The organism is Paenibacillus sp. SAFN-054 (assembly GCF_051966755.1).
Classification (GTDB): Bacteria; Bacillota; Bacilli; order Paenibacillales; family Paenibacillaceae; genus Paenibacillus_AQ.
This window is the reverse complement of the sequence record NZ_JBQCKS010000001.1, coordinates 18,155-40,668: the sequence shown is the minus strand read 5'-3', so window position 1 is coordinate 40,668 and position 22,514 is coordinate 18,155. Positions and strand designations below refer to the sequence as shown.

The following is a 22,514-nucleotide window of genomic DNA, read 5'->3' as shown; positions in this document are numbered from 1 at the left end:
CCTTGCAGAAGTGCTCTGCAAGGTCTTTTGATCGAAATCATGAGGCACCGGATTATTGCGAAAGCCGGGATGCCAATTCGTATAATTCCATGTTGAATTCTTTCTTGCTATTCACAACCTTATCGATGTCCGTCAGCACAAGCTCGCCTTTGATAATGCCGCAGGCTTTATCGGATTCTCCCTCAATCAGCTTGCGTACGGCGAAATCGCCGAGGCGGCTGGCCAGGTTCCGGTCGGCAGGTGTCGGCGTGCCGCCACGCTGGATGTGTCCCAGTACCGTTACACGCGGCTCCAGGGTCGGGCAGCGGTCGGTAAGCGCTTTGGCTACATCTTCACCACTGCCGACGCCTTCAGCGACGATGACAATGCTGTGGCGCTTGCCAAGTGCAAAGTTTTGTTTCATACGCTCCGTGATCTCATCCATGTCATGAGGCACTTCCGGAACGAGTATCGTTTCGGCACCTGAAGCCAGACCTGCATAAAGGGCGATGTCGCCGCAATGTCTACCCATGACTTCGACGATCGAAGAACGCTCGTGGGAAGACATCGTATCGCGCAGCTTGTTCACCGCGTCAACGACGATGCTCACCGCGGTATCAAATCCGATCGTAAAATCCGTAAAGGAAATATCGTTGTCAATGGTGCCCGGCAGCGCCATCGTTTTGATGCCCAGCTTGCTCAGCTTGTTCGCGCCATGATACGACCCATCGCCACCAATGACAACAAGTCCGTCGATCCCATGCTTGCGCAAAATCTCGGCACCCTTCTGCTGTCCTTCGGCTGTCATGAATTCCTTGCAGCGTGCGGACTGAAGAACCGTTCCGCCACGCTGAATGATGTCGCCAACGCTTCGCAAATCCATGGAGAAAATATCGTCGTTCAGCAGCCCATGATACCCGCGCTGAATGCCATACACCTCAAGTCCATGATAAAGCCCGCTGCGGACAACCGAGCGAACCGCCGCGTTCATCCCTTGGGAGTCCCCGCCACTGGTCAGTACTGCAATCTTTTTCACTGTCATGAAAAATTCCTCCTCGTAATCACTCATACAAATGTTTGCGGATCCAGCGGCTGTTGACGAAAAAGAAGAGCCTTGTAAGCGGGCTACCCTTCATCAGGCGTCTGGATACGGAGCGAACTTCCTGCTGCTCGCTGACTTTCGGATCGGACAAATAGATCGCCAGTAATCCCTCAATGATCATCCGGTGAAAAGGCGGCACCGGGATGGTCAAAACGTCCCTGCGCGCCGATTCCACTATCAAGGCAATCCGGTCCAGCATGGCTTCGGGAGATTCATAATAATTGCAAAAATTCAGATCTCCGCCAAGCCGATCCTCTTCCTGATCAATCAGGTAATCCAGCATAATGTGCAGACAGCAAACATGTGGAAAGTATGACGCATGAATGGAGGCCGCAGCCGTATCGTTCAAGTGCCTGTCGCTCGCGGCTTGAAACAGCATAAAAACGCCCAAAGTTGAGCCCGTGGCTGCAGCGAATTCATTCCACTGAAGCTGCGGAGTCCGGTCACGATGAAGTTCCCACCAGTCCAGCAGGGCCTGTTCCCGGAGTTCGGGTTTGATATGCTTGTAGACCTGCAGGTCGGTATACAAACCCGCTAAATCCCTGACATAAGGCATGGCCGCTGAATAGCCGGGAAGCTGACGGATGCAGTGCTGGCATGTCGTAACCAGCCGATGCAGATAACCTCCGTCATTTTGCTCCTGACGCAGCGCATAGTAATTTACCGGCTCCGCCTCCGGATCGGTTGCATCCAGCATCGATTGATGGAGAAGCCGGAAATCATTCGGATCCATGGAAGTGCTTCTGTCGCATAAATTATCCAAATAGTCGCTGATCGTCTGATAGGCAACAATCAGCTTGGTCAGAACAAGCCTGTCCGGCAAAGGGACAGCAGCATAGATGCCTCCGCCTTCGCAATGAAACTGTTTCGTTTCAATGCTCGCAAGCGCCTGCTTGCGAAGTTCCGGGTCCGGAATCTGTCCGGCAGCCTTACGCCATCCATCCAATTCCTTCCGCACTTCCGGCAGAATATGCTTGTACACTCGTCCCATTAAGCTTATAGGGTTCCGGGGAACTTGATATTGACTTTGCCCATTTTCATTCAAGACGGTGCCTCCACATTGTTGTCTACTTATATCTATCCTAATGTTCTTTATTATAATATGGTCGTCAAAATAGCACAAATAAACTAGATCACGTCATGGAAGGAAAAAAGCAAAAATACACTGTGAAGTAAGGGCTTACAATGCCTTGAACACTGAGTGTAAGCGTTCCATTCAAGGAAAAGGATTATTTTGTCGATGTCACGAAATATATTTAAAATTCGCCAGATTGACAAGTCGAAGGAGGACTAAAGTATGATCAAACGGCTGCTTCCCGCTGCCATCCTCATCATGGGACTACTCTATATTTTCCTGCTTCACAGCATGGTGTTCAAACTGATCCCCATGGTTTTGATGCTGATTTATGCCTACACGCTAAAGCCGGCCGTCCACAGAAGGTATGCATTGCTGATCGGAACCGGCCTTTTCTTCTGCATGCTGGGAGACGGGCTTCTGCACTGGTTTCTCATCGGGCTTTCGGCCTTCCTCATAGGCCATCTGTTCTACCTCTCCGCCTTTATCACCCGCTGGACATTCTCAGCCGTCCGTATGGCTGCGCTCATTCCCTTATGCGGCTTTGCCGCCTTTATGGGCTGGAGACTGTATGAGGGGCTCCAGAGCGGCGGACAGGCGAATATGACGGCCCCGGTGTTCCTGTATCTGACCGTCATTACAGCCATGGGATTCTTTGCCGTCATGTCGCGTGATTTTTCGGCCAGCTTCGGCGCGATGCTGTTCATCGCCTCCGATTCCATTCTGGCATGGAATAAGTTCATTTCGGATGTTCCTCATTCCGGTATTCTGATCATGACCACTTATTACGCCGCCCAGTTTCTGATTGCCAGCAGTATAAAACGCGGCGATTCCGGACTGCAGACTGACAACGAATCATCCCCTGGGCTGCAGGCGCCGTAGCCGGCCGATAAGCGACAAAAAAGCACAGTTCTCACGAGGAGAACTGTGCTTTTATAGGCTTTTGTTTAACCAAAGCTATAAGAAATCCGTTATCGGAGTCGATCTTATAATTTAGTTACGTTTGCAGCTTGAGGGCCACGGTTGCCTTCAGTGATTTCGAATTCAACTTCTTGACCTTCGTCCAAAGTTTTGAAGCCGTCTCCTTGGATTGCGGAGAAATGTACGAATACGTCCTCGCCGCCTTCAACTTGAATAAAGCCATAGCCTTTTTCTGCGTTAAACCATTTAACTGTACCTTTCAAATGAACAACCTCCTAAAAATACCGCCATATGTGGCGAATAAGTACATTATACTTCATGAAACTTGACAATGCAATCGCTCTTTTGATGAATTCCATCTTTTCATTTGCTTTTGAAGCTACCTCTGCGGTATCATTTTACCAAAAGAGCAAACGGAGAATGCATATGATCAAAAAACATGAAATATACAAAAAAGACAAATGGAATATGATGACCGTAGAGGTACAGGGACGATATATTGTCCTTCGGGAAATTTCCGATCAATGGGGTGAGGAAACGCATACCTTTATGAGCCGCCCGGCTCTCATGCAGTGGGCTGACACCCGCTTCCCCAAAGAGGAGTACGAAGACAACATGGATGAATGGCGCTCCATCATGGCCGCTTTTAAAGGAGTTTAGCCCTTCCGATGGATAATAACAATCTTATTTTTATCATCTCAGCCTTCTGCCTCGGAATCGTTCTCATCCTGATGAGAAATTCCGTTCCCCAGAAGCTGAAACGGGGCCTGGCGACCATCGCTGTCGTCATGATCCTGTTTGCCTTTTTCCTTATTGTATACAGTCTCTTCACCATGGGTTCCAGCCCTTGAAGGAAAGTATAAATATTATTCCGGGGGAAAGTTCATACTAAGGGTTATATTTCCTTGATAAGGAGGTTCCCTGCTTGTGAACTTCAACAAGACGTTCAGGCTTGCCATCGCATTCACGTTCACACTGGGTGCGGTCCCCCTCTTTCCTCCCGCGGTTTCGTCAAGTGGAGCCCATAACTATTCATCCCAACATTTAAGGAGGATTCCCATGGAACAATTATTGAAGCGTTCTGAAGTAGCTGAAGAGAACAAATGGAATGTCGAGGATCTGTTCGACGGCCAGAAGGCCTGGGATCAAACCTACGCCGAGCTTCAGCAGGAAGTGAAGAAAATTGCTGAATTCCAAGGCAAGCTGGATAACGCCAAAACCGTTAAGGAATGCTTTGCCCTCGAGGACGACATTTCGCTCAAAACGGAACGTCTATATGTGTATGCGCATTTGCACCATGATGAAGATACAGCCAACCCTACATACCAAGCCCTTTCCCAAAAGGCCAAAAAGATGAACGTGCAGATCGGCGAGGCCCTTTCTTTCGTTACGCCCGAGATCCTCGCCCTGCCGGACGACAAGCTGGATGCATTCATTGCCGATCCGCAGCTTGCCGCCTACAAATTTACCTTGACCGAAATGAAGCGCGAGAAAGCGCATATCCTTTCCAAGAACGAAGAAGCGCTGCTTGCGCAGGTCGGCAACCTGTCCCAGGCGCCGCAAACGATTTTTGGCATGCTGAACAATGCGGACATCAAATTCCCAAAAATCAAAAACGAAGAAGGCAAGGAAGTTGAGCTCACCCACGGCAACTACATTCAGTTCCTGGAAAGCCCGAACCGCGAAGTGCGCGAGCGCGCTTTTAAAGCCGTCTACGCTACCTATGCCAAGCAAAAGAACACCATAGCCGCCACGCTGAACGCGAACGTCAACAAAAACATGTTCTACGCGAACGTGCGCAAATATCCTTCCGTACTGGAAATGTCCCTTTATGGCGACAACATTCCGAAGGATGTGTACACCAACCTGATCGACACGATCCATGAAAGTCTGCCGCTGCTTCACAGATACATGAATTTGCGCAAAAAGCTGCTGGGCGTCGACGAGCTGCATATGTACGATCTGTTCGCTCCGCTTGTGGATGAATACAAAATGGACATCACCTACGAGGAAGCCAAGAAAACCGTGTCCGCAGGACTTAAGCCGCTGGGGCCAGATTATCTGAAATCCCTTCAGGAAGGCTTCGACAATAAATGGATTGACGTTTACGAAAATGAAAACAAGCGTACCGGCGCATACAGCTGGGGAGCCTACGGCACGCACCCGTTCGTGCTGCTGAACCATAAGGACAACCTGAACAGCATGTTCACACTGGCCCATGAAATGGGCCATGCGCTTCATTCCTACTACTCGGACAACACGCTTCCGTACCGCGACGCGCAGTACACCATCTTCCTGGCCGAGGTTGCTTCCACGACCAACGAAGCGCTGCTGATGGATTACCTGCTGAAGAAATCGACGGATCCGAAAGAAAAAATGTATCTTCTGACATACTATGCGGATCAATTCCGCACGACCGTGTTCCGTCAAACGATGTTCGCCGAGTTCGAGAAGCTTATCCATGAACGCGCCGAATCCGGTGAAGCGTTGACGCCGCAGGCGCTGTCCGAAATTTACTATGACCTGAACGTCAAGTACCATGGCAAAGGCATGGCGGTGGATAAGGATATCGAAATGGAATGGGCACGCATCCCTCACTTCTACACGAGCTTCTATGTGTATAAGTACGCGACCGGCTTTTCCGCTGCGACAAGCTTCTCCAAGCAAATTCTCGAAGAGGGCCAGCCTGCGGTAGACCGTTATCTCGGCTTCCTCAAAAGCGGCGGCAGCGACTTCTCCATCAATATTCTGAAAAAGGCAGGCGTCGACATGTCTTCGCCGCAGCCGATTCGCGAAGCGATGAGCGTCTTTGAAAATGTGATCGAACAGCTGGAGCAGCTGACGAAATAAAGAATGAAGTCGGTGGTACAAAATCCCTTGTCCTCAGCGGTCAAGGGATTTTATACTGTTTGTAGAGAGGGAGTTGTCCATATGAAAATTCAGTGGTGGCTTATCGCAGGTCTGGTGTTTGCGCTGTTGACGGCAATCTTCGCCGTGTTTAACGTGGATCCGGTGCCCGTGAACTTTATTTTCAGTGAAGTGAGTATCCCGCTGATCCTGCTGATTGTCGGCTGTACACTGATCGGCGGAATTATCGTGGGGTCTTTCGGTATTTTCAGGCAATATAAGCTCCAAAGAGAGATTAAGGCTCTTTCCGCTCAGCTCGCGCATATTCAGACCGCAACAGGCTATACGGAGCCTTTGCCCGAAGAAGGCAGGGCGGTTGATACGAAAGACAAGAATCAGCTGCCGACATCCTGATTTCGCTCTGCGTTTCATGGAGCTGTGTTTGTTCAGCCCTTATCAGGACGGCTCCTTTTCCAAATTTGTTGCGTTTTTTACTTTATTTTCGATTTATACTGGAGGACTTGACCATGTCGATACAACCGAATGAAGAATACATATTGACCCTTTTAAAAAAGCTGCTGGATACGCCAAGCCCCAGCGGGTTTACCGCGCAAGTTATGAAGCTTGTGGAACAAGAAGCGGCTTCGCTTGGCGTAAAGCTGTCCTGGAACCAAAAAGGCGGAGCGATTCTTGAAGTTGAAGGCGAAGATGGTTCCCGCACGATCGGCCTCAGCGCTCACGTGGATACGCTGGGTGCCATGGTCCGTGCCGTAAAATCCGAAGGTACGCTGCGCCTGACGATCGTCGGCGGCTTCATGATGAACAGCATCGAGAACGAATACTGCGTCATTCATACCCGCAGCGGCCATACATACACCGGTACGATTCTGAGCACCCATCCTTCCGTGCATGTATACAGCGACGCCCGGGATTTCAAGCGTTCCGAGGACCATATGGAGGTCCGCATCGACGAGCTGGTGCATTCCAAAGAAGACGTGCTGAAGCTCGGCATCGAAGTCGGCGACTTCGTTTCCTTCGATTCCCGCGCGGTCATTACCGACAGCGGCTTCGTGAAGTCCCGTCACATTGATGACAAGGCCAGTGTTTCCGCTCTTTTCGGCCTTCTCGAATCAATGAAGCGCGAGAGCTGGAAGCCGAAGCATAACCTGAAGTTTCTCATCTCGAACTATGAGGAAGTCGGTCACGGGGCCGCCTATATCCCTTCCGACATTGATGAAATGATCGCCGTCGACATGGGCTGCATCGGAGACGACCTCAGCTGCAAAGAAACCGACGTGTCTATATGCGCCAAGGATTCCTCGGGGCCTTACGACTACGATATGACGAGTAAACTGATCGAGCTGGCGAAAGCCGAAGGCATTCCATACGCCGTGGATATCTACCCGCATTATGGATCCGATGCCTCCGCTGCTTTGTCTGCCGGCAACAACATTCGGGCAGCCCTGATCGGGCCAGGCGTCCATGCTTCCCATGCTATGGAGCGTACTCACAAACAGGCGGTATTCAATACGACCAAGCTGCTTGCTGCGTACGTAAAAGCCTAGTACAGGCAGAGCCTCCCGCTTTATGCCCCTTGCTATTTCACGGGCAAGCATACACAATAAAACGGCTATCCGGTCATGAAGAACCGGGTAGCCGTTTTTTGTGGGCTAAATATGAAGTTTCTGTTATTTAATATCGCTTGGCGTTGCAGCCGCTCGCGGCGAATAGACCGAGATATGATCAAGGCGTCCGGTTTTCTGCGGGCCAACGAACTTAAGCTCGTACTCCCCTACCTTGTAATTCAGGATGTCATCGCCGCCGCTCGTTTTTATGGAGCTAGGCTTGCCGAGCGTTTGTTTAATTTCGGCCAAGCTGATCTGACGGAAAGCCGTGCTTTCATCCGCTCCCGGTCCAAAATACCGGATATCGTAAACGACCTCACCGCGGCCGATGCCAAAGGCATAAGAACCCCTCCCTGCTCCGGGAGAATACGTATCGTATGCGTAGGCATCGTTCGGCTGCCAAGGGCGATCTGGATCGCCCCAGAGCTTATGGACCACATCGATGGTCGTTTTGCCGGAAACAAAGTCCGCTCCCTTTACTTTCCCTTTCTTGGCTAATGCATAAATATCCTGGATTTGTTGTTCATGTCCACGGGTGACCTTCGATCCGGAGGAAGGCTGTTCCTTGATACCGGAAGAAGCGCCTGAATCGGATGATTTGCCTCCACCCGAAGCATCATTTGAGGCTGCCCCGTTTGAATGATCCATACCGTCTTGTGAAGCTCCCCCGCCGTCCTCAGCCCCATCATTCTCTGGAGTTTCCGGGACGGCCTCTTGAGATGGAGTCGTTACAGATGGCGTCGTTACAGATGGCGTCGATTCGCTATTATCATTGGCTGTCGTACCGTTTGTTAAAGCGCAGCCGCTCAGTGCAAGCACGAGAGCAAGCCCCGCAACTGTCCATCCCATCGATTTGTGTCTAAAGGTCTTAATCATAAGAATCCTCCGTTTCAGCTGCTGTTTCGAGCCGGATAGTCCAGCGGCTCCGGGAATACTTCGATGCAGCCGGTTATTTTCAAGCAGGGTGATGATCGTGTGCCCATAGTCGGATATCCCCGCGGAATCGATGTTCCGAAGAGCGGATGCGTCGGCTGCAAGCTCCTGATCCTCCCTCATTTTGTATATTCCATACCAGAGCAACGGATTGAACCAATGCAAGGCCAACAGAATCTGCATAAACCAATTCACCAAAATATCCGCGTGCTTCATATGCGCCAGCTCGTGCATGTAAATATGATGCTTCCTCACGTCATCCAGCTCAAGGCTGCTTAAAGGCATCATGAGACGTGGACGAATCCAACCGAACAGCGTCGGGGTAGAAACAAGCGGCGAGAAGCTCAGACGGACATGGCGTCTGATGTCCATGGTTCTCTGAGCCTTCTCCAATAGGCTCACTTCGGCCGGAGAAGCTGCGATAAGCCGACGACGAAGCCGTATGGAGAATAAAGCATGTGAGAGCGGCAAACGAATCAGCATAGCTCCCGTACCCATAAGCCACAAGGCGATAAATGCCTTCTTGGCATTCCAGCTTGCCTCGCCGCTTCCGCCTTCACTTGTAATCACTGGCCCCGGTACCTCAGTTGAGGGGACAGCGTCTAGGCTGACGGGCTGATCAGAAGCGGCCGGTTCACCGAATCCCGTGTGCGTCGATACATGAGCCGTATTGTTGGATGCACTCCCTGCCCACGGAAATAGATTATAAATGCTGAAGGAGCTTTGCGGACCTGCGGGAATAATGAGCCTTAACAGGAGCAGAAGCCATAGCAGATAGTGCCATCCTGGTTTCAGACGATCATTCAAAATAACCTTGATGATCAGGATCAGCAAGATCATCACGCTCGCAAACACGGTTGTTTTGATGATCCAATCAAAAAAAACGTTAAGCGAAGGGTTCGAGAGAATTTCCGCCATGCTCATTCCCCTTTCACCGGACCCGACTTTTCATCCAGTAGTCTTCGGAGCTCTTCAATATCAGCCGCCGAAAGCTCCTCATCCTTTAAGAAATTCACCATCAGCGGTTTGAAAGATCCGCTGTATATCCGTCTCAGGAAGCTTTTGGTTTCGGCTTTTTGACACTCTTCTTCCGAGATTAACGGAAAATAGGAATACGGCTTGCTGGCCGGATCATAGGTAACCGCCGCCTTTGCGACGAGCCGGTTCAATAAAGTTCTTACCGTCTTCGGACTCCAGTCCATACGGGAAGCGAGAGCATGGATGACTTCACCGGCAGTCATCGGAGAATTCTGCCATAAAATTTTCATGACTTCCCACTCCGCTTCGGAAATGATTGGCATTTTGTTCACTGTCGCTCCTCCTCAACCGAGATTACATCTGTAATCCACAAACCCAATATTACACATGTAATCAAGAAAGTCAACCAAGCGTCAGCCCAAAATTGAACTGCCTCACCTTAAGAAAAGATTAAAAAACACGCTGAATCGGCCGATTCAGCGTGTTATCCACTTGCGTCAATTTTTGCTGGCTTCGATTTTTTCGGCCAGCTCGTTCAAATAAGTCCAGCGCTCCATCAGATGCTCCAGCTCCTGTTCCGTTTCCTGCTGCTTTTGCATCAGTTCCTGCAGCAGCGCCGAATCGCTGAAGGCTTCCTCCATCTTCTGCTGAATCCCTGCCAGCTTGTTCTCGCAGGCCTCAATCATTTCATCGATCTGCTCGTATTCGCGCTGCTCCTTATAGCTGAATTTCAGCTTTTCCTTTGGAGCCGCTTCAGGTGCAGGCTGCGCAGCCAGCTTAACCTTGCCCGCCGGACGCTCGACTTCCGACTCGCCGTTCTTCTCCATCCATTCGCTGTATTCCGAATAGTTCCCGACATGCACCCGGATGCGTCCGTCTCCCTCGAATGCCATAATCTTGTCCACGGTCCGGTCAAGGAAATACCGGTCATGCGATACGACGAAAACAACACCCGGAAAATCATCCAGGTAATCCTCCAGGACGGCGAGCGTCTGGATGTCCAAATCATTGGTAGGCTCGTCCAGCAGCAGTACATTCGGGGCAGACATCAGCACACGCAGCAGGTAGAGCCGGCGCTTCTCCCCTCCGGACAGCCTTGCGATCGGAGTCCACTGCATCGCGGGAGCAAAGAGGAAACGCTCGAGCATCTGGGAAGCGGTAATGCTGCTGCCGTCATCTGAACGGATAACTTCAGCTTCCTCCTTGATGTATTCGATCACCCGCATGCTGCCGTCCATATCCTGATGCTCCTGGGTAAAATAGCCGATTTTTACGGTTGTCCCGGTCACGACCTCACCCGCATCCGGCTCCAATCTTCCGGCGATCATGTTGAGCAGGGTCGATTTGCCGCTGCCATTCGGCCCGGCAATACCCACCCGGTCCCCCGGAACGCTGATGTAATTCAAATCCTGAATCAGCACCTTGTCGCCTGCTTTTTTGCCGAGATGATCCAGCTCAATAATTTTGCGTCCGAGACGCGTGGAAGCTGCAGACATGTCGACGCTGCCGCTCCGGGAAGGTCCCTGCTGTTCCTTGAGCGCTTCGAAACGGTCGATCCGTGCTTTCTGTTTGGTCGAACGGGCTTTCGCACCACGGCGGATCCACGCCAGCTCGTTCCGCAGCAGATTCTGCCTTTTTTGCTCGGATGCTTCTTCCCGTTCCTCCCGTTCGGCTTTGAGCTCGAGAAATCTGGAGTAATTGGCCTCATACCGGTATAAACGCCCATGATCCAGCTCCAGCATGACATTCGCCACCCGGTCCAAAAAGTACCTGTCATGCGTGATCATCAGCAGCGCGCCGCGGCGTTTCTGCAAATACTGCTCCAGCCAGATGACCGATTCATTGTCGATATGGTTCGTGGGCTCGTCGAGAATCAGCAGCTCGCAAGGCTCAATCAAAGCTTGGGCTAATGCCACGCGCTTGCGCTGTCCCCCGGATAAGGAGCCCATCGTCGCTTCAAAATTCTCGATACCGAGCTTCGATAGAATCGTTTTGGCTTCACTTTCCATCTGCCAAGCCTGCAGCGATTCCATCTGCTGGTTCAGCTTCAGAAGCTTATCCTGCAGCCCGGCGTCCGACGGATTCAGTTCCAGCAGCTCCATCGTCTCGGTATAATCCCGCACAGCCTTCAGCTTGGGGTCGTTCCCCTCGAATACCTGCTGAAGCACCGTATTTGCCGGTTCAAAATCCGGGTTTTGCGCGAGAAAACGGACTCTCACCTGGTTGCCGATCGAAACGCTGCCCTCATCGGGCTGCTCAAGCCCTGCGATAACGCGTAAAAATGTCGATTTTCCCGTACCGTTCACACCGACGATGCCGATTTTGTCCTGATCTTCCATCCCGAACGAGGCATCCTCGAACAGAATTTTTTCGCCATAGCTTTTGGTTATATGTTCAACAGTCATGATATTCATATATGTTTTCCCTACTTATCTCTCTGAATTGGAATGCATGATCTCTATTTTAGCATATGGCATGGGCGGTAATAAACACACAGGCGAAGGAACCTTAGGCCGAAACCGTGCGCCAGAAGAAAAACCGCCGCTGTATATCATGAGAACTCACTTGCGTTCCATTTGATATACAGGACGGTTCCTTCTTTGGCCGAGCCGGAATAGCTCGGGTCCTATCACGCCCACAGGGTTAATGCCCATGCTATCAAAGCGCCCACGCATGACGATAGCAGGTTTACGGCGTCATTATTCATCCAGCGGAATCCCCGGATTCGTTTCGTTGGCTTCCCGCAGTGCGTCAGGACTTCGACGTCTTTGCCGCAGACCTGGCATCTATACATCACCTGTACGGTCGCTCCCAGGAAGGAATCGGTAAAGGCTCCTGCCAAACCACCCGCGAGACCCGCCAGGAGTATGCCACCGGCCATGACTTCCATGCCTGTCCAATGGGTAAAGAGCCATCCGAACAAGGCAATCATTACTCCGCCAAGCGCTGCTGCGGTGCTTCCAAGCAGAGTTACGCCGCCGGACGTGCCTGGAGGCACCACCTTACCCGTTAAAACAGAACGCGGGGCTTTGCGGCTCAGTCCCCCCCATTCCGTCGCCCAGGTATCAGCGGTAGCTGCAGCCATAACGCCGATAAAGGCGTACACCCAGCCTGGGCTCGGCCAGATCGCATTCAGGATGCACAGCATCATGCCGGCGCCGCCGTTGGCAAAGACCTGGCCCGCATCACGCGTGCCTGTTTTGGCATAGGACTTTTCCAGCTCCGCCTTGTTGGCCTGTTTGAACTTCGACAGCAGCGACGAACTGAGGAAAAAGACAAGCAGAATACCGAACCAAAGCAAATTCCCCGCACCGAAATAGACGGTGCCCATTATCCAAGCGGCGACCGCCCCGGATAACGTCAGTGAATGCTTCCAATACGCTCCGCCGGCAACGATCAGGGCGCACAGGGCGCCGATCAGCCAGGCCATGATCAGTCGATTACGCAGCTTCCAAGAAGCTGTTCTCCCCAATAGAGCTCGAATGTGTCACCTGCATTACAAGGTCCCACTCCGGCTGGCGTACCCGTAAAAATCACGTCTCCCTCGCCAAGTCCGTAATTCAGACCGACATAATCAACAATCTCCTGAATGGAGAAAATCATGTCTTTGGTATTGCCGCGCTGCACTTCGGAGCCGTTTTTATGTACGGTAAAATCTTGTGCTCCTGCGCCTTCTACGCCGGGGAAATCCACGAATCCGGAAACCGGGGCAGCATTTTTGAAGCCTTTCGCTGCCGTCCATGGATGCCCCTTTTTCTTGATGACCGTCTGCACGTCGCGGAGTGTAAAGTCAATTCCAAGCGCCATATCTCCGATCAATTCGTCCGCCCGGAGGCCTGGCTCGTAAGCACGCTTCACCCGAAGAACCAACTCGCCTTCGTAGTGCACATCCCCTTTGTCCCGAGGAAGCACCAGAGACTGTCCATCCAGCGCAGCAACCGCATGAGACGGCTTCAAGAAGATCATCGGTTCATCAGGCACGTCATTACCGAGCTCGGCAGCATGCAGCTTATAATTACGTCCAACACAGTATACGTTTTGAATCATCATCATCTCATCCTTTTTTGTAGTAAGTTCCCTAGCGCATAAACGTTTTTTTCCATACATCAGGCCGATTGGTGCAAATGAGAATTTCCGGGGAAATATCCGCCAACCGTTTCATGCGTCTGGCATCGTCCACTGTCCACCCCATGACCGTAATTCCCGCTTCTTTCAGCCTGAAGGCAAGCTCCTGGTCCAGATGAGGATGCCCGATCGACAAGAAGGAGCACTGCAGCGATTGCAATCGTTCCACCAGATCCTTGGGCCGTGCATCGATGATGAGTCCGGTCTGGATGTCTGGATTGATTTGTTTTACTTTAATAAGAGCTCCGGTATCAAATGAGGTCAACACGACGTCCTGCTCCATATGATAGGAGCAAACACGGTCGATGACCGCCTGTTCAAGACCGGGGTACATATTGCCGGAGGTTTTCAGTTCGATGTTCAGACGCACGCGTCCGCAGCTCAGGCGGAGCACTTCTTCCAGCGAAGGAATCCGCTCTCCATGGAACTCTCTGCTCTTCCAGCTGCCTGCGTCCAGGCGCAGCAGCTGCTGCCAGGTATGGTTTTTAACCTTCCCGCTGCCGTTCGTCGTTCGGTCCAGACTAAAATCATGTATAACGACGGGAATTCCGTCCGCCGTCAGCTGTGTATCGATTTCCATCCACTGCACAAAAGGCTCGGCGACGGCCATACGAAAGGCGGCCATCGTATTTTCCGGAGCTTTCCCGGAAAAACCGCGATGCGCTACACATAGATTATTCATCCCTCTACCTCCAAACTGTGCGAAATGCCAAAAGGATCAGCCTTATCCCCCTAAATTCCTGGCGTAACTACGCCTTTCCCTGAAATCTTCACACCGCCAACCGAAAGATTCTGAAGCTCATTCATCAGCTTGCTTCCATCCTGGGCGTTCATCGGCACCGGCTGCCCCAGTTCTGCATGATAAGGGGTCAATTTCATGCTGCATCCGCTCTTTGGCTTGCAGGTAGCCTGAAAAACGGCCGTCTTCCAAGTTGATGCCGTATTGGATTTCGTGAAGATGAAGTTCCCTGTACTGTATGCGATCCACTTTCCTTTATATTGCTCCAGCCCCTGCAGGACATGCGGATGTCCGCCGACAATCAAATCGGCTCCCGCATCGACGAAATCATGAGCCAGCTTCTTCTGGTTGGCATCCGGATTCAGGGACCGTTCAATCCCCCAATGGGTCATGACGATGACCAAATCGGCCTTCTTGCGGGCGTTGGCAATCGTTGTCAGAACCCGGTCGCGATAGCCTTTGCCATTGTACGCGCTCGCCACACCTGGTTTGGTGCTCCCGGCAGCCCACCCCGGTTCGGGATATACGCGGCTGCATCCTACCACCGCAATGGTCATGCCTCCGCGCTTGATGTACAGCGGCTGGTATGCACGGTCCGCATTTTTGCCTGCACCAACATACTGGATGCCGCTCTGATCCAGATGTTTGATCGTATCCAATAAACCGACTTCACCCTGGTCGAGAATGTGGTTATTGCCCAGGTTGACGACATCCATGCCTGCCGCTCGCAGCGCGTCCAGCGCTTTCGGCGAAGACTTGAAGACATATTGCTTGTTCTGGGCACTTACGCCGCCAGTCGTAACAGGCGTCTCGAGATTGCCAAGCGTTAGATCATCCTTCTTGAACGTATCACCTAAATATTGAAAAGGGTATGAATAGCCTTTCTTCTCCAGCAGCGTCTCCACCTTGCCAGAAAAGATCATGTCGCCTACAAAATGGATCGTAACCGCCTTGCCGTTATCCTCCACTATACTATGTTCCTTCTCACGTCCGGAGTCCTCCTGCTTGGTATTCTCCTTGGCGGGGCTCTTCCCGCCTTTGTCCAGGGAAGTGGCTTCACCGTTCCCAGCAGACTCTTCCTTCGGATCCTTCCCAGTTTGCGCTTCCTTGGCATTGGTGCCTGAAGAAGAATCAGGTTTTGCTGCCGGTTCCTTGACCGGTTCCGGTGGAGGCTGCTTTATCGCATCCTCCGCTTGTTCCGTTTCGTCGTCCTTCGGTTCGGAAACCGCGGCATCTGTCTTATCTTGGCCCGGCGGCGGATCCTCGTTCTTCTCTATGGCTGCCGGAGCCGGATTCGGCGGCTTCCGCCCGGCTGTGCTTTGGCGGTCTTGAATAAAGTAAAAAGATACAACTATAACAATCATCAACAGCAGCGCAGCGTTCATGGTCAGCCACAAGCGCCTCTGCCGGAGCTTCCGGTTGGTCTGACCGGAACGTTTTTTCTTCGATCTCGGCGGATACATCGTTCCTCCTTAAAGATTTCATATTTTCATAGATTTGCCTTCCAGAATCCATACTATTATATCAGGCACGCACAAGCAAATAGAACCCCCCGCTGCGCGGGGGGTTCTATTTATTAATGCCGGATATTAAATGATTTTGGCTTGTTTAAGCTGATTAATTACGGAATCGCAAAGCGTCTCCATATACAAAGGATCGCTGTTGAGCATGTCGATGCGCATAAGGCGCATATCCAGCTCCTTGGCGACTTCCTGAGCTTCAATGTCGAGATCGTAAAGCACTTCGAGGTGATCGGATACGAAGCCGATCGGAGCCACGAGCACGTTCTCGACCTGTTCCTTGCTGAGATTGCGAAGCGTATCCAGGATATCCGGACCGAGCCATGGCACGGAAGTCCGGCCGGCGCTCTGCCAAGCGAACTGCCACGAGGTAACGCCCGTTTTCTCTGCGACGGCCCGGGAAGTTTCAAGAAGCTGTTCCGGATACGGATCGCCAAGCTCCAGAATTTTCTCCGGAAGGCTGTGTGCGCTGAACAGTACGCGCACCTCGTCGCGCTCGGCTCCAGCCTCCTTGAACAAATCCAGCTTCGCATTAACCCGATTGCTGAGCGCTTCGATCAGCTGCGGATGCAGATGATAGCTTTTTACGAATGTAATTTCCACGCCCTGCTCATCCGCTTTGGCCTGCGCGCGCTTGATGTAGCTTTCCACGCTCATGGTTGAGTAATGAGGCGCAAGCACGATGCCAACCGCCTTTTGAATACCATCCTTGGCCATTTGCTCCACACCGTCTTCAATAAACGGGCTGGCATGCTTCAGACCCTGATAGCACACAAATTCAACGTCTGTCAGGCGGGTATCGGCATTCAGCGCCTGCTGCAGGCTGTCCACTTGGTGATTTGTATTCTCACGCAGCGGAAAAACACCGCCCACGATAGCTTTATAACGGTCGACCAGCTCTTCAAGCTGCTCGGGAGATGGAGCATTGCCGCGGCGGATATGTGTATAATACGCTTCTATTCCCTCGATGCTTTCCGGGGTTCCATAGGACATTACGAGCACGCCTACTTTAGTTTTCACGAAACGATCACCTCATCATTAAATGTTCTGTTGCATTTGTTACTTGCTGCTTTGCAAGGCGGAAGCCGAATACTCATGGATGTACTCGGTGAGTTCTTTCAGTTTGTCGAGCGAAGCTTCAGGGAACAGTCCATGTCCCAGATTGAAAATGTATCCTGGCTCCTGAATCCCCTCATCTATAATATCTTTGGCATACTGCTTGATGATATCCATCGGCGCGGTCAAAATGTACGGATCCAGATTGCCCTGCATGGCAAATTTCCCGCCTGTCCGCTTGCGTCCTTCCGAAATGGAGACTCTCCAATCCAAACCGATCACGTTGGCCTGAAGTTCGGTCAGGGTAGGAAGAAGCTCGCCTGAGCTTACGCCAGGGAAATAAATTTTAGGTACATTCAAATCCGAAAGTTCGGCAAAGATACGGGTAATGGTAGGCAGCACATACTTCTGAAAATCCTTTGGCGCAAGTGCGCCAACCCAGCTGTCAAAGAGCTGGAACGCTTTGCCCCCGTTTTGGATGTGGGCACGCACGTATGTAATTACCATATCACCGAGCTTGTTCATCAGCAGATTCCAAACCTCGGGCTCACTGTACATCAGCGTTTTTGTCAAAATATAGCTTTTCGAAGGACGTCCTTCAATCAGGTAGCTGGCAATCGTGAAGGGCGCACCCGCAAACGTGATCAGTGGAACTTCCAGCTGACGGTCCAGGATACGAATGGTCTCCATAATATGAGACAAATCCTTGTCGATATCGATCGGACGCAGCTTCTCCACATCCGCCTTGCTGCGGATCGGATTATCGATGACGGGACCGATATTTTTGACGATGTCAAAATCGACGCCAAGGGAAGCGACCGGGTTCATAATATCCGAATACAGAATAGCAGCATCCACACCAAGCTTGCGCACAGGCATCATGGTGATTTCCGCTGCAAGCTCCGGCTGCCGGCAAATTTCAAGGAGTGTATATTTTTCTTTGATTTTGCGGTATTCAGGGTCGTACCTGCCGGCTTGTCTCATATACCAGACCGGAACATGATCGGTTTTCTTTTTGTAGCTGGCTTGTATGAGTGTATCGTTGTAGGTCATCAAGAGGCCTCCAATGTTTTTTAAAATAACTCTAATCTTATAAATTGACCTAAAGAATGGGCGAAGACTTCTCCGGTAACATCATGAATTCAAGGAGAAGGAATATTGAACTTTAGTTCATTTTATATATATTATGCCCTTTTTAAAAGTAAGTAACAACTGGCTGCTCCTTACATCCCATGACAATAGTATGACATTCAAGGCATGGCGTCTTGTGTCCGGCTCGCTTGGGTAAATATGATATACTGGAATAACCTGTGTTTTTCATGAAGCATTCAGTCATACAAGAAAGGAAGTGAAAAGCACATTGAATCCGTGGAAAGTCAATGTACTTGTGCTATGGATTGGCCAGTTTCTGGTCAATTCCGGAATGACGATGATCACTCCGTTCCTGTCCCTGTACCTTGCGAAGGATCTGGGCGTCCAGGGTGAACATAACATCGGGATGTGGGCGGGCTTAATATTCGCCGCCAACTTCCTGACCTCGTTTATTTTTCAGCCCCTATGGGGCAAGCTCGCCGACCGCTACGGACGCAAAATCATGCTGCTGCGCTCCGGCTTCGGCATGGCGATCGTCATCACACTGATGGGCTTTGCCCGCAGTCCATGGGAGCTTCTGCTGCTTCGTTTGCTGAACGGGACGATATCCGGTTTCAATCCAGCCTCGATCTCGCTGGTATCCAGCACGACCCCGAAGGAACGGATGGGCTTTGCGATGGGGATCATGCAGTCAGGCTCCGTAGCAGGAACCATTCTAGGTCCCCTGATCGGGGGCAGCCTCGCGGATATATTCGGATTCCGGCCTATTTTTTACATTATCGGCATCCTGATTTTCGCCGCTTCGCTGCTGGCGCTCTTCCTTGTCAAAGAGAACTTTAACCGCGAAGAGGCCGCGAAAGCGCCGCAGGTTTCCGTGCTGGAGGGATTCAAAGAACTGGCGCAAATCCCGCAGCTGCCTGCGCTGTTCGCCGTGACGTTCCTGCTGCAGTTTGCGATGATGAGCCCGATGTCGCTCCTTCCGCTTTATGTCGAGAAGCTGCACGCATCGACCGTCAATCTTGCCTTTTGGGCCGGCATGGTCACTGCCGTGACGGGCCTGTCCAATATGATTACCTCGCCGATTCTCGGCAAGGTCAGCGACAAGGTCGGAGCTCACCGCATCCTGACTTACGCCTTGATCGGCGCCGGGCTGATGCTCATCCCGCAGGCATTCGTACAGTCGGTATGGCAGCTTATCGTCGTGCGGTTCCTGATGGGCATCTTCATGGGAGGCCTGCTCCCAAGCGTGAATGCCCTGATCCGCTCGTATACGCCTGACGGTATGGAGAGCCGTGCATTCGGGTTCAATACGAGTACGCTCGCGCTCGGCAACATGCTGGGTGCGCTGGTCGGCGGCTTCTTGTCCGGCTTCATCGGAATCGAAGGCCTATTCATCATATCCGGCTGCCTCCTGCTGCTGAACATGGTATGGGTGCGGATGAAGCTTTACAAAAACCGTAAATCGCCGCAGTACCGTTAGACGCAAATAACCGTTTGCAGCGGTGTCGAATGTTCAAAAAACCGACTCAAACGATGCATAGGTTTAGACGGTCGATCTCTATAATTCCATAAAAAGGTGGCCAGGATATATCCTGCGCCACCTTTTTGTATGCAGGGACTTCCGGTTATGCCTGCGGCTTCACCAATGCGACGGCCAAACCGTCGTATGCCGGCAGGATCGTGCCGATCAGGCGCTCATCGGTCGCCATCTGCTCGTTAAAGCGGCGAATGGCCTGTACGGACGGGCCGTTCTTGTCCGGATTGAGCGTTCTGCCGCGCAAAAATGTGTTGTCACCGGCGATGATAGCACCCGGATTCGATAGCTCGATCGCGTATTCCAGATATCGTGGATAGTTCTCCTTATCGGCATCGATAAAAAAGAAGTCGAACTTCCGTCCTTCCTGCTTCAGCTGTTCCAGGCTGTCGGCCGCTTGGCCGATCATGTAATCGACCTGGTCGCCATAGCCTGCCTCGGTCAGCTGTTCCAGCGCAACATCAGCGAATTCCTGCTTGAGCTCCAGGGAGGTCAGTCGTCCTCCCGCGGTCAGGCCTCTGGCGAGGCAAATGCCGCTGTAACCGCCCAAAGCACCGATTTCGAGTACCTGCGACGCCTTGGCAGCCGCCACCAGCATGGTCAGAAGGCGCCCGTAACCCGGAGCGATTGAAATATCCCGCATGCCCTTCTCGGCGATCCGCTCTTTAACCCGGGCAAGCTGTTCATCATTTTCCATAAAATGGTCCGCATATTCTTCAGGACTCATGTATAAACTCTCCTTCATCTTCAACGTTCAATGCACGATGGGGCGTAAACATTATGTTTGTTTCCGGCCTCACATTCACCTATACTATTATAGAATGAATGGAAGACGAATTCGAGCTTCAATTCATTTGTTAATCACAGGCTCAGATGTTATCCCTTTAATTTAACGAACGGAATACAGCACGAATAAAAATGGAGTTGAAACCGCTAAATGCCACGCTTACAATTGATTGCCACCGCACCGATGGGCCTCGAGGCCATCGTCGCGCGAGAACTTAGAGAGTTGGGCTACAACGACCTGGAGGTCGAGAACGGCAGAGTCACCTTTGCCGGAGAATTGAAGGATATTTGCCGCTGTAATCTGTGGCTGCGTACCTCGGACCGGATTCTTGTAAAGATGGGAGAATTCCCGGCCAAAACCTTTGACGAGCTGTTCGAAGGCACCAAAGCGCTTCCTTGGCAGGACTGGATACCCTCCGACGGGGAATTTCCTGTTGAAGGACGCTCCCATCAATCCCAGCTGAGCAGTGTGCCGGCTTGCCAGGGAATCGTCAAGAAAGCGATCGTCGAAAAGTTGAAGCAAAGCTACCACACCGACTGGTTCCAGGAAAACGGCGCACGTTATGTCATCGAAGTGAACCTTCATAAAGACGTTGCGCTGCTGACGCTGGATACGACCGGACCTGCCCTTCATAAACGCGGCTACCGCAAGCTTGTGACAGAAGCGCCGATCAAGGAGACGATGGCGGCTGCGATGCTGCAGCTGAGCCGCTGGAATGCGTCCCGCCCGCTGTACGATCCTTGCTGCGGCTCCGGTACGATCCTGATCGAAGCCGCCATGATGGGATGGAACATCGCTCCCGGACTGCGCCGCTCCTTCCCTTCGGAGCACTGGCGCATAATCCCAGAGGAGCTGTGGACCGAAGCGCGTGAGGAGGCATTCGATTCTGTGCAGGATGACGAGCCGCTGCAGCTTACGGGCAGCGATATCGACCCGCAGGCGATTGAAGTCGCCAAGGCCGCTGCCAAAAGCGCCGGCTTCGGACGCGAAATCACCTTCAAGGTTCTGCCTGCGGCCAAAGCCAAGCCTGAAGGCGAATACGGCTGCCTGATCACCAACCCGCCGTATGGCGAACGCCTGAGCGAGAAGAACGAAGTGGAGAAGCTGATCCGCCAGCTTGGACACACCGCGGCTCAGCTTCCGACCTGGTCCTTCTTCGCCATCAGTCCGACGAAGCAGTTCGAGCACTACTTCGGACGCAAAGCCGACAAACGACGTAAGCTGTATAACGGCCGGATCGAATGCCAGTATCTTCAGTTCCTTGGCCCACTTCCCCCGCGCAAGCATTGATTTGACAATAGAGTAAATAAAGAAAACCCGGTTCGCATGGAAAAGGCGAGCCGGGTTTTTTGGTATGAATTTCGCTTGATGCGGTTCTAAAAAATCAGTTTATCCGGATCAGTGCCAATCCGCTTGTTTCCATTCAACGCATCGATTTGTTTCAGTTCGTCCTGCGACAGCTCAAAATCGAATATTTCCGCATTCTCACGGATGCGCGAAGGTGTGACCGATTTGGGAATCGTCACGATCTTGTTCTGAATATCCCAACGAAGGATGATTTGGGCAGGCGTTTTGCCGTATTTCTGGGCAATACCCAGCAGTGTCGTGTTGTCGCTCAGCTTCCCTTTCATGAGCGGGCTCCACGCCTCAATCTGAATGCCCTGCGCGCCGCAGAAATCCTGAAGCTCCTGCTGAATCAGCCCCGGATGCAGCTCGACCTGGTCGACGGCCGGCATGACATTGCTGTCTTTCATAAGCTCTTTCAAATGGTGGACATGGAAGTTGCTGACGCCGATGGCGCGGATGCTGCCTTCATCGTACAGACGTTCCATGGCTTTCCATGTATCCTTGAATTTATCTTTACCCGGCCAATGAATCAAATACAGATCGATCACATTAAGACCAAGGCGCTTCTGGCTTTCTTCAAACGCACGCAGCGTGGAATCGTAGCCTTGATCATCGTTCCATACTTTGGTCGTGACGAAAATTTCGTTTCGGGCGATACCGCTTTCGGCGATCGCCTTGCCCACTTCCTGCTCATTTCCGTACACGGCAGCGGTATCAATGCTGCGGTATCCTGTTTCGAGCGCGACTTTGACGGCTTCATACACTTCATTGCCTTTCGCCTGGTATGTACCGAACCCAAGCCATGGCATGGTTACTCCGTTGTTCAGAATGGTGCAGTCCGTAATGTGTTTCAT

Annotated in this window: 22 protein-coding genes; 8 read left to right on the top strand and 14 right to left on the bottom strand. The window is 51.9% G+C overall.

What is annotated here, in order from left to right:
* Positions 1 to 52: 52 nt before the first annotated feature.
* Positions 53 to 1,021: a 6-phosphofructokinase gene (gene pfkA / locus ACTHPM_RS00230; protein ID WP_440393198.1), complete on the bottom strand. Its 969-nt coding sequence runs from the start codon at positions 1,019 to 1,021 to the stop codon at positions 53 to 55.
* A 19-nt stretch (positions 1,022 to 1,040) separates the two neighbouring features.
* Entirely contained in the window at positions 1,041 to 2,072 is a 1,032-nt protein-coding gene (locus tag ACTHPM_RS00225) for a tetraprenyl-beta-curcumene synthase family protein (protein WP_440395301.1), read from the bottom strand.
* A 306-nt stretch (positions 2,073 to 2,378) separates the two neighbouring features.
* Between ACTHPM_RS00225 and ACTHPM_RS00220 the strand changes: the two genes are divergently transcribed.
* Complete coding sequence (locus tag ACTHPM_RS00220; RefSeq protein WP_440393197.1) at positions 2,379 to 3,038, top strand: lysoplasmalogenase; 660 nt, start codon at positions 2,379 to 2,381, stop codon at positions 3,036 to 3,038.
* A 104-nt stretch (positions 3,039 to 3,142) separates the two neighbouring features.
* Here ACTHPM_RS00220 and ACTHPM_RS00215 read toward each other — a convergent pair whose 3' ends face one another.
* The gene (locus tag ACTHPM_RS00215) at positions 3,143 to 3,340 is read right to left on the bottom strand and encodes a cold shock domain-containing protein (RefSeq protein ID WP_127599896.1); all 198 of its coding nucleotides are present in this window, start codon (positions 3,338 to 3,340) and stop codon (positions 3,143 to 3,145) included.
* Positions 3,341 to 3,503: 163 nt separating this feature from the next.
* Between ACTHPM_RS00215 and ACTHPM_RS00210 the strand changes: the two genes are divergently transcribed.
* The 5 genes from ACTHPM_RS00210 (at position 3,504) to ACTHPM_RS00190 (ending at position 7,489) form a co-directional block, all read left to right on the top strand.
* Positions 3,504 to 3,737 (top strand): hypothetical protein, encoded by a 234-nt coding sequence (locus ACTHPM_RS00210; protein WP_440393196.1) that lies wholly within the window; start codon positions 3,504 to 3,506, stop codon positions 3,735 to 3,737.
* Positions 3,738 to 3,745: 8 nt separating this feature from the next.
* Positions 3,746 to 3,928, top strand: coding sequence for a hypothetical protein (locus ACTHPM_RS00205; RefSeq protein ID WP_440393195.1), 183 nt, complete (start codon positions 3,746 to 3,748; stop codon positions 3,926 to 3,928).
* A gap of 208 nt (positions 3,929 to 4,136) precedes the next feature.
* On the top strand, positions 4,137 to 5,927 hold the full coding sequence (gene pepF / locus ACTHPM_RS00200) for an oligoendopeptidase F (RefSeq protein ID WP_440393194.1): 1,791 nt from the start codon (positions 4,137 to 4,139) through the stop codon (positions 5,925 to 5,927).
* A gap of 81 nt (positions 5,928 to 6,008) precedes the next feature.
* A complete protein-coding gene (locus tag ACTHPM_RS00195; protein ID WP_440393193.1) occupies positions 6,009 to 6,338 on the top strand; it encodes a LapA family protein in 330 nt (109 codons plus the stop codon).
* Between the two features lie 113 nt (positions 6,339 to 6,451).
* A complete protein-coding gene (locus tag ACTHPM_RS00190) occupies positions 6,452 to 7,489 on the top strand; it encodes a M42 family metallopeptidase (protein WP_440393192.1) in 1,038 nt (345 codons plus the stop codon).
* A 123-nt stretch (positions 7,490 to 7,612) separates the two neighbouring features.
* Here the strand turns inward: ACTHPM_RS00190 and ACTHPM_RS00185 are convergent, their stop codons facing one another.
* From ACTHPM_RS00185 to hemE, 9 genes are all read right to left on the bottom strand, one after another.
* On the bottom strand, positions 7,613 to 9,400 hold the full coding sequence (locus ACTHPM_RS00185) for a M56 family metallopeptidase (protein WP_440393191.1): 1,788 nt from the start codon (positions 9,398 to 9,400) through the stop codon (positions 7,613 to 7,615).
* Positions 9,401 to 9,402: 2 nt separating this feature from the next.
* Positions 9,403 to 9,783 carry a BlaI/MecI/CopY family transcriptional regulator gene (locus ACTHPM_RS00180; RefSeq protein ID WP_440395300.1) on the bottom strand — a complete coding sequence of 127 codons (381 nt, stop codon included), beginning with the start codon at positions 9,781 to 9,783 and terminating at the stop codon, positions 9,403 to 9,405.
* 174 nt (positions 9,784 to 9,957) lie between these two features.
* On the bottom strand, positions 9,958 to 11,874 hold the full coding sequence (locus ACTHPM_RS00175; protein WP_440393190.1) for an ABC-F family ATP-binding cassette domain-containing protein: 1,917 nt from the start codon (positions 11,872 to 11,874) through the stop codon (positions 9,958 to 9,960).
* A gap of 215 nt (positions 11,875 to 12,089) precedes the next feature.
* Positions 12,090 to 12,890: a DUF92 domain-containing protein gene (locus ACTHPM_RS00170; protein WP_440395299.1), complete on the bottom strand. Its 801-nt coding sequence runs from the start codon at positions 12,888 to 12,890 to the stop codon at positions 12,090 to 12,092.
* A gap of 2 nt (positions 12,891 to 12,892) precedes the next feature.
* On the bottom strand, positions 12,893 to 13,513 hold the full coding sequence (locus tag ACTHPM_RS00165) for a fumarylacetoacetate hydrolase family protein (protein WP_440393189.1): 621 nt from the start codon (positions 13,511 to 13,513) through the stop codon (positions 12,893 to 12,895).
* 25 nt (positions 13,514 to 13,538) lie between these two features.
* A complete protein-coding gene (locus ACTHPM_RS00160) occupies positions 13,539 to 14,267 on the bottom strand; it encodes a glycerophosphodiester phosphodiesterase (protein WP_440393188.1) in 729 nt (242 codons plus the stop codon).
* A gap of 50 nt (positions 14,268 to 14,317) precedes the next feature.
* Positions 14,318 to 15,787 carry a CapA family protein gene (locus ACTHPM_RS00155; RefSeq protein WP_440393187.1) on the bottom strand — a complete coding sequence of 490 codons (1,470 nt, stop codon included), beginning with the start codon at positions 15,785 to 15,787 and terminating at the stop codon, positions 14,318 to 14,320.
* A 126-nt stretch (positions 15,788 to 15,913) separates the two neighbouring features.
* Positions 15,914 to 16,864, bottom strand: coding sequence for a ferrochelatase (gene hemH, locus ACTHPM_RS00150; protein ID WP_440393186.1), 951 nt, complete (start codon positions 16,862 to 16,864; stop codon positions 15,914 to 15,916).
* A gap of 39 nt (positions 16,865 to 16,903) precedes the next feature.
* On the bottom strand, positions 16,904 to 17,953 hold the full coding sequence (gene hemE / locus ACTHPM_RS00145) for a uroporphyrinogen decarboxylase (protein WP_440393185.1): 1,050 nt from the start codon (positions 17,951 to 17,953) through the stop codon (positions 16,904 to 16,906).
* Between the two features lie 307 nt (positions 17,954 to 18,260).
* Between hemE and ACTHPM_RS00140 the strand changes: the two genes are divergently transcribed.
* Entirely contained in the window at positions 18,261 to 19,472 is a 1,212-nt protein-coding gene (locus tag ACTHPM_RS00140) for an MFS transporter (RefSeq protein WP_440393184.1), read from the top strand.
* Between the two features lie 145 nt (positions 19,473 to 19,617).
* On the opposite strand, the gene ACTHPM_RS00135 is transcribed toward ACTHPM_RS00140, so the two are convergent.
* A complete protein-coding gene (locus ACTHPM_RS00135; RefSeq protein ID WP_440393183.1) occupies positions 19,618 to 20,253 on the bottom strand; it encodes a class I SAM-dependent methyltransferase in 636 nt (211 codons plus the stop codon).
* A 210-nt stretch (positions 20,254 to 20,463) separates the two neighbouring features.
* On the opposite strand from ACTHPM_RS00135, the gene ACTHPM_RS00130 reads away from it, so the two are divergent.
* Positions 20,464 to 21,603, top strand: coding sequence for a THUMP domain-containing class I SAM-dependent RNA methyltransferase (locus tag ACTHPM_RS00130; protein WP_440393182.1), 1,140 nt, complete (start codon positions 20,464 to 20,466; stop codon positions 21,601 to 21,603).
* Between the two features lie 86 nt (positions 21,604 to 21,689).
* Here ACTHPM_RS00130 and ACTHPM_RS00125 read toward each other — a convergent pair whose 3' ends face one another.
* Positions 21,690 to 22,514: an aldo/keto reductase gene (locus ACTHPM_RS00125; protein WP_440393181.1), complete on the bottom strand. Its 825-nt coding sequence runs from the start codon at positions 22,512 to 22,514 to the stop codon at positions 21,690 to 21,692.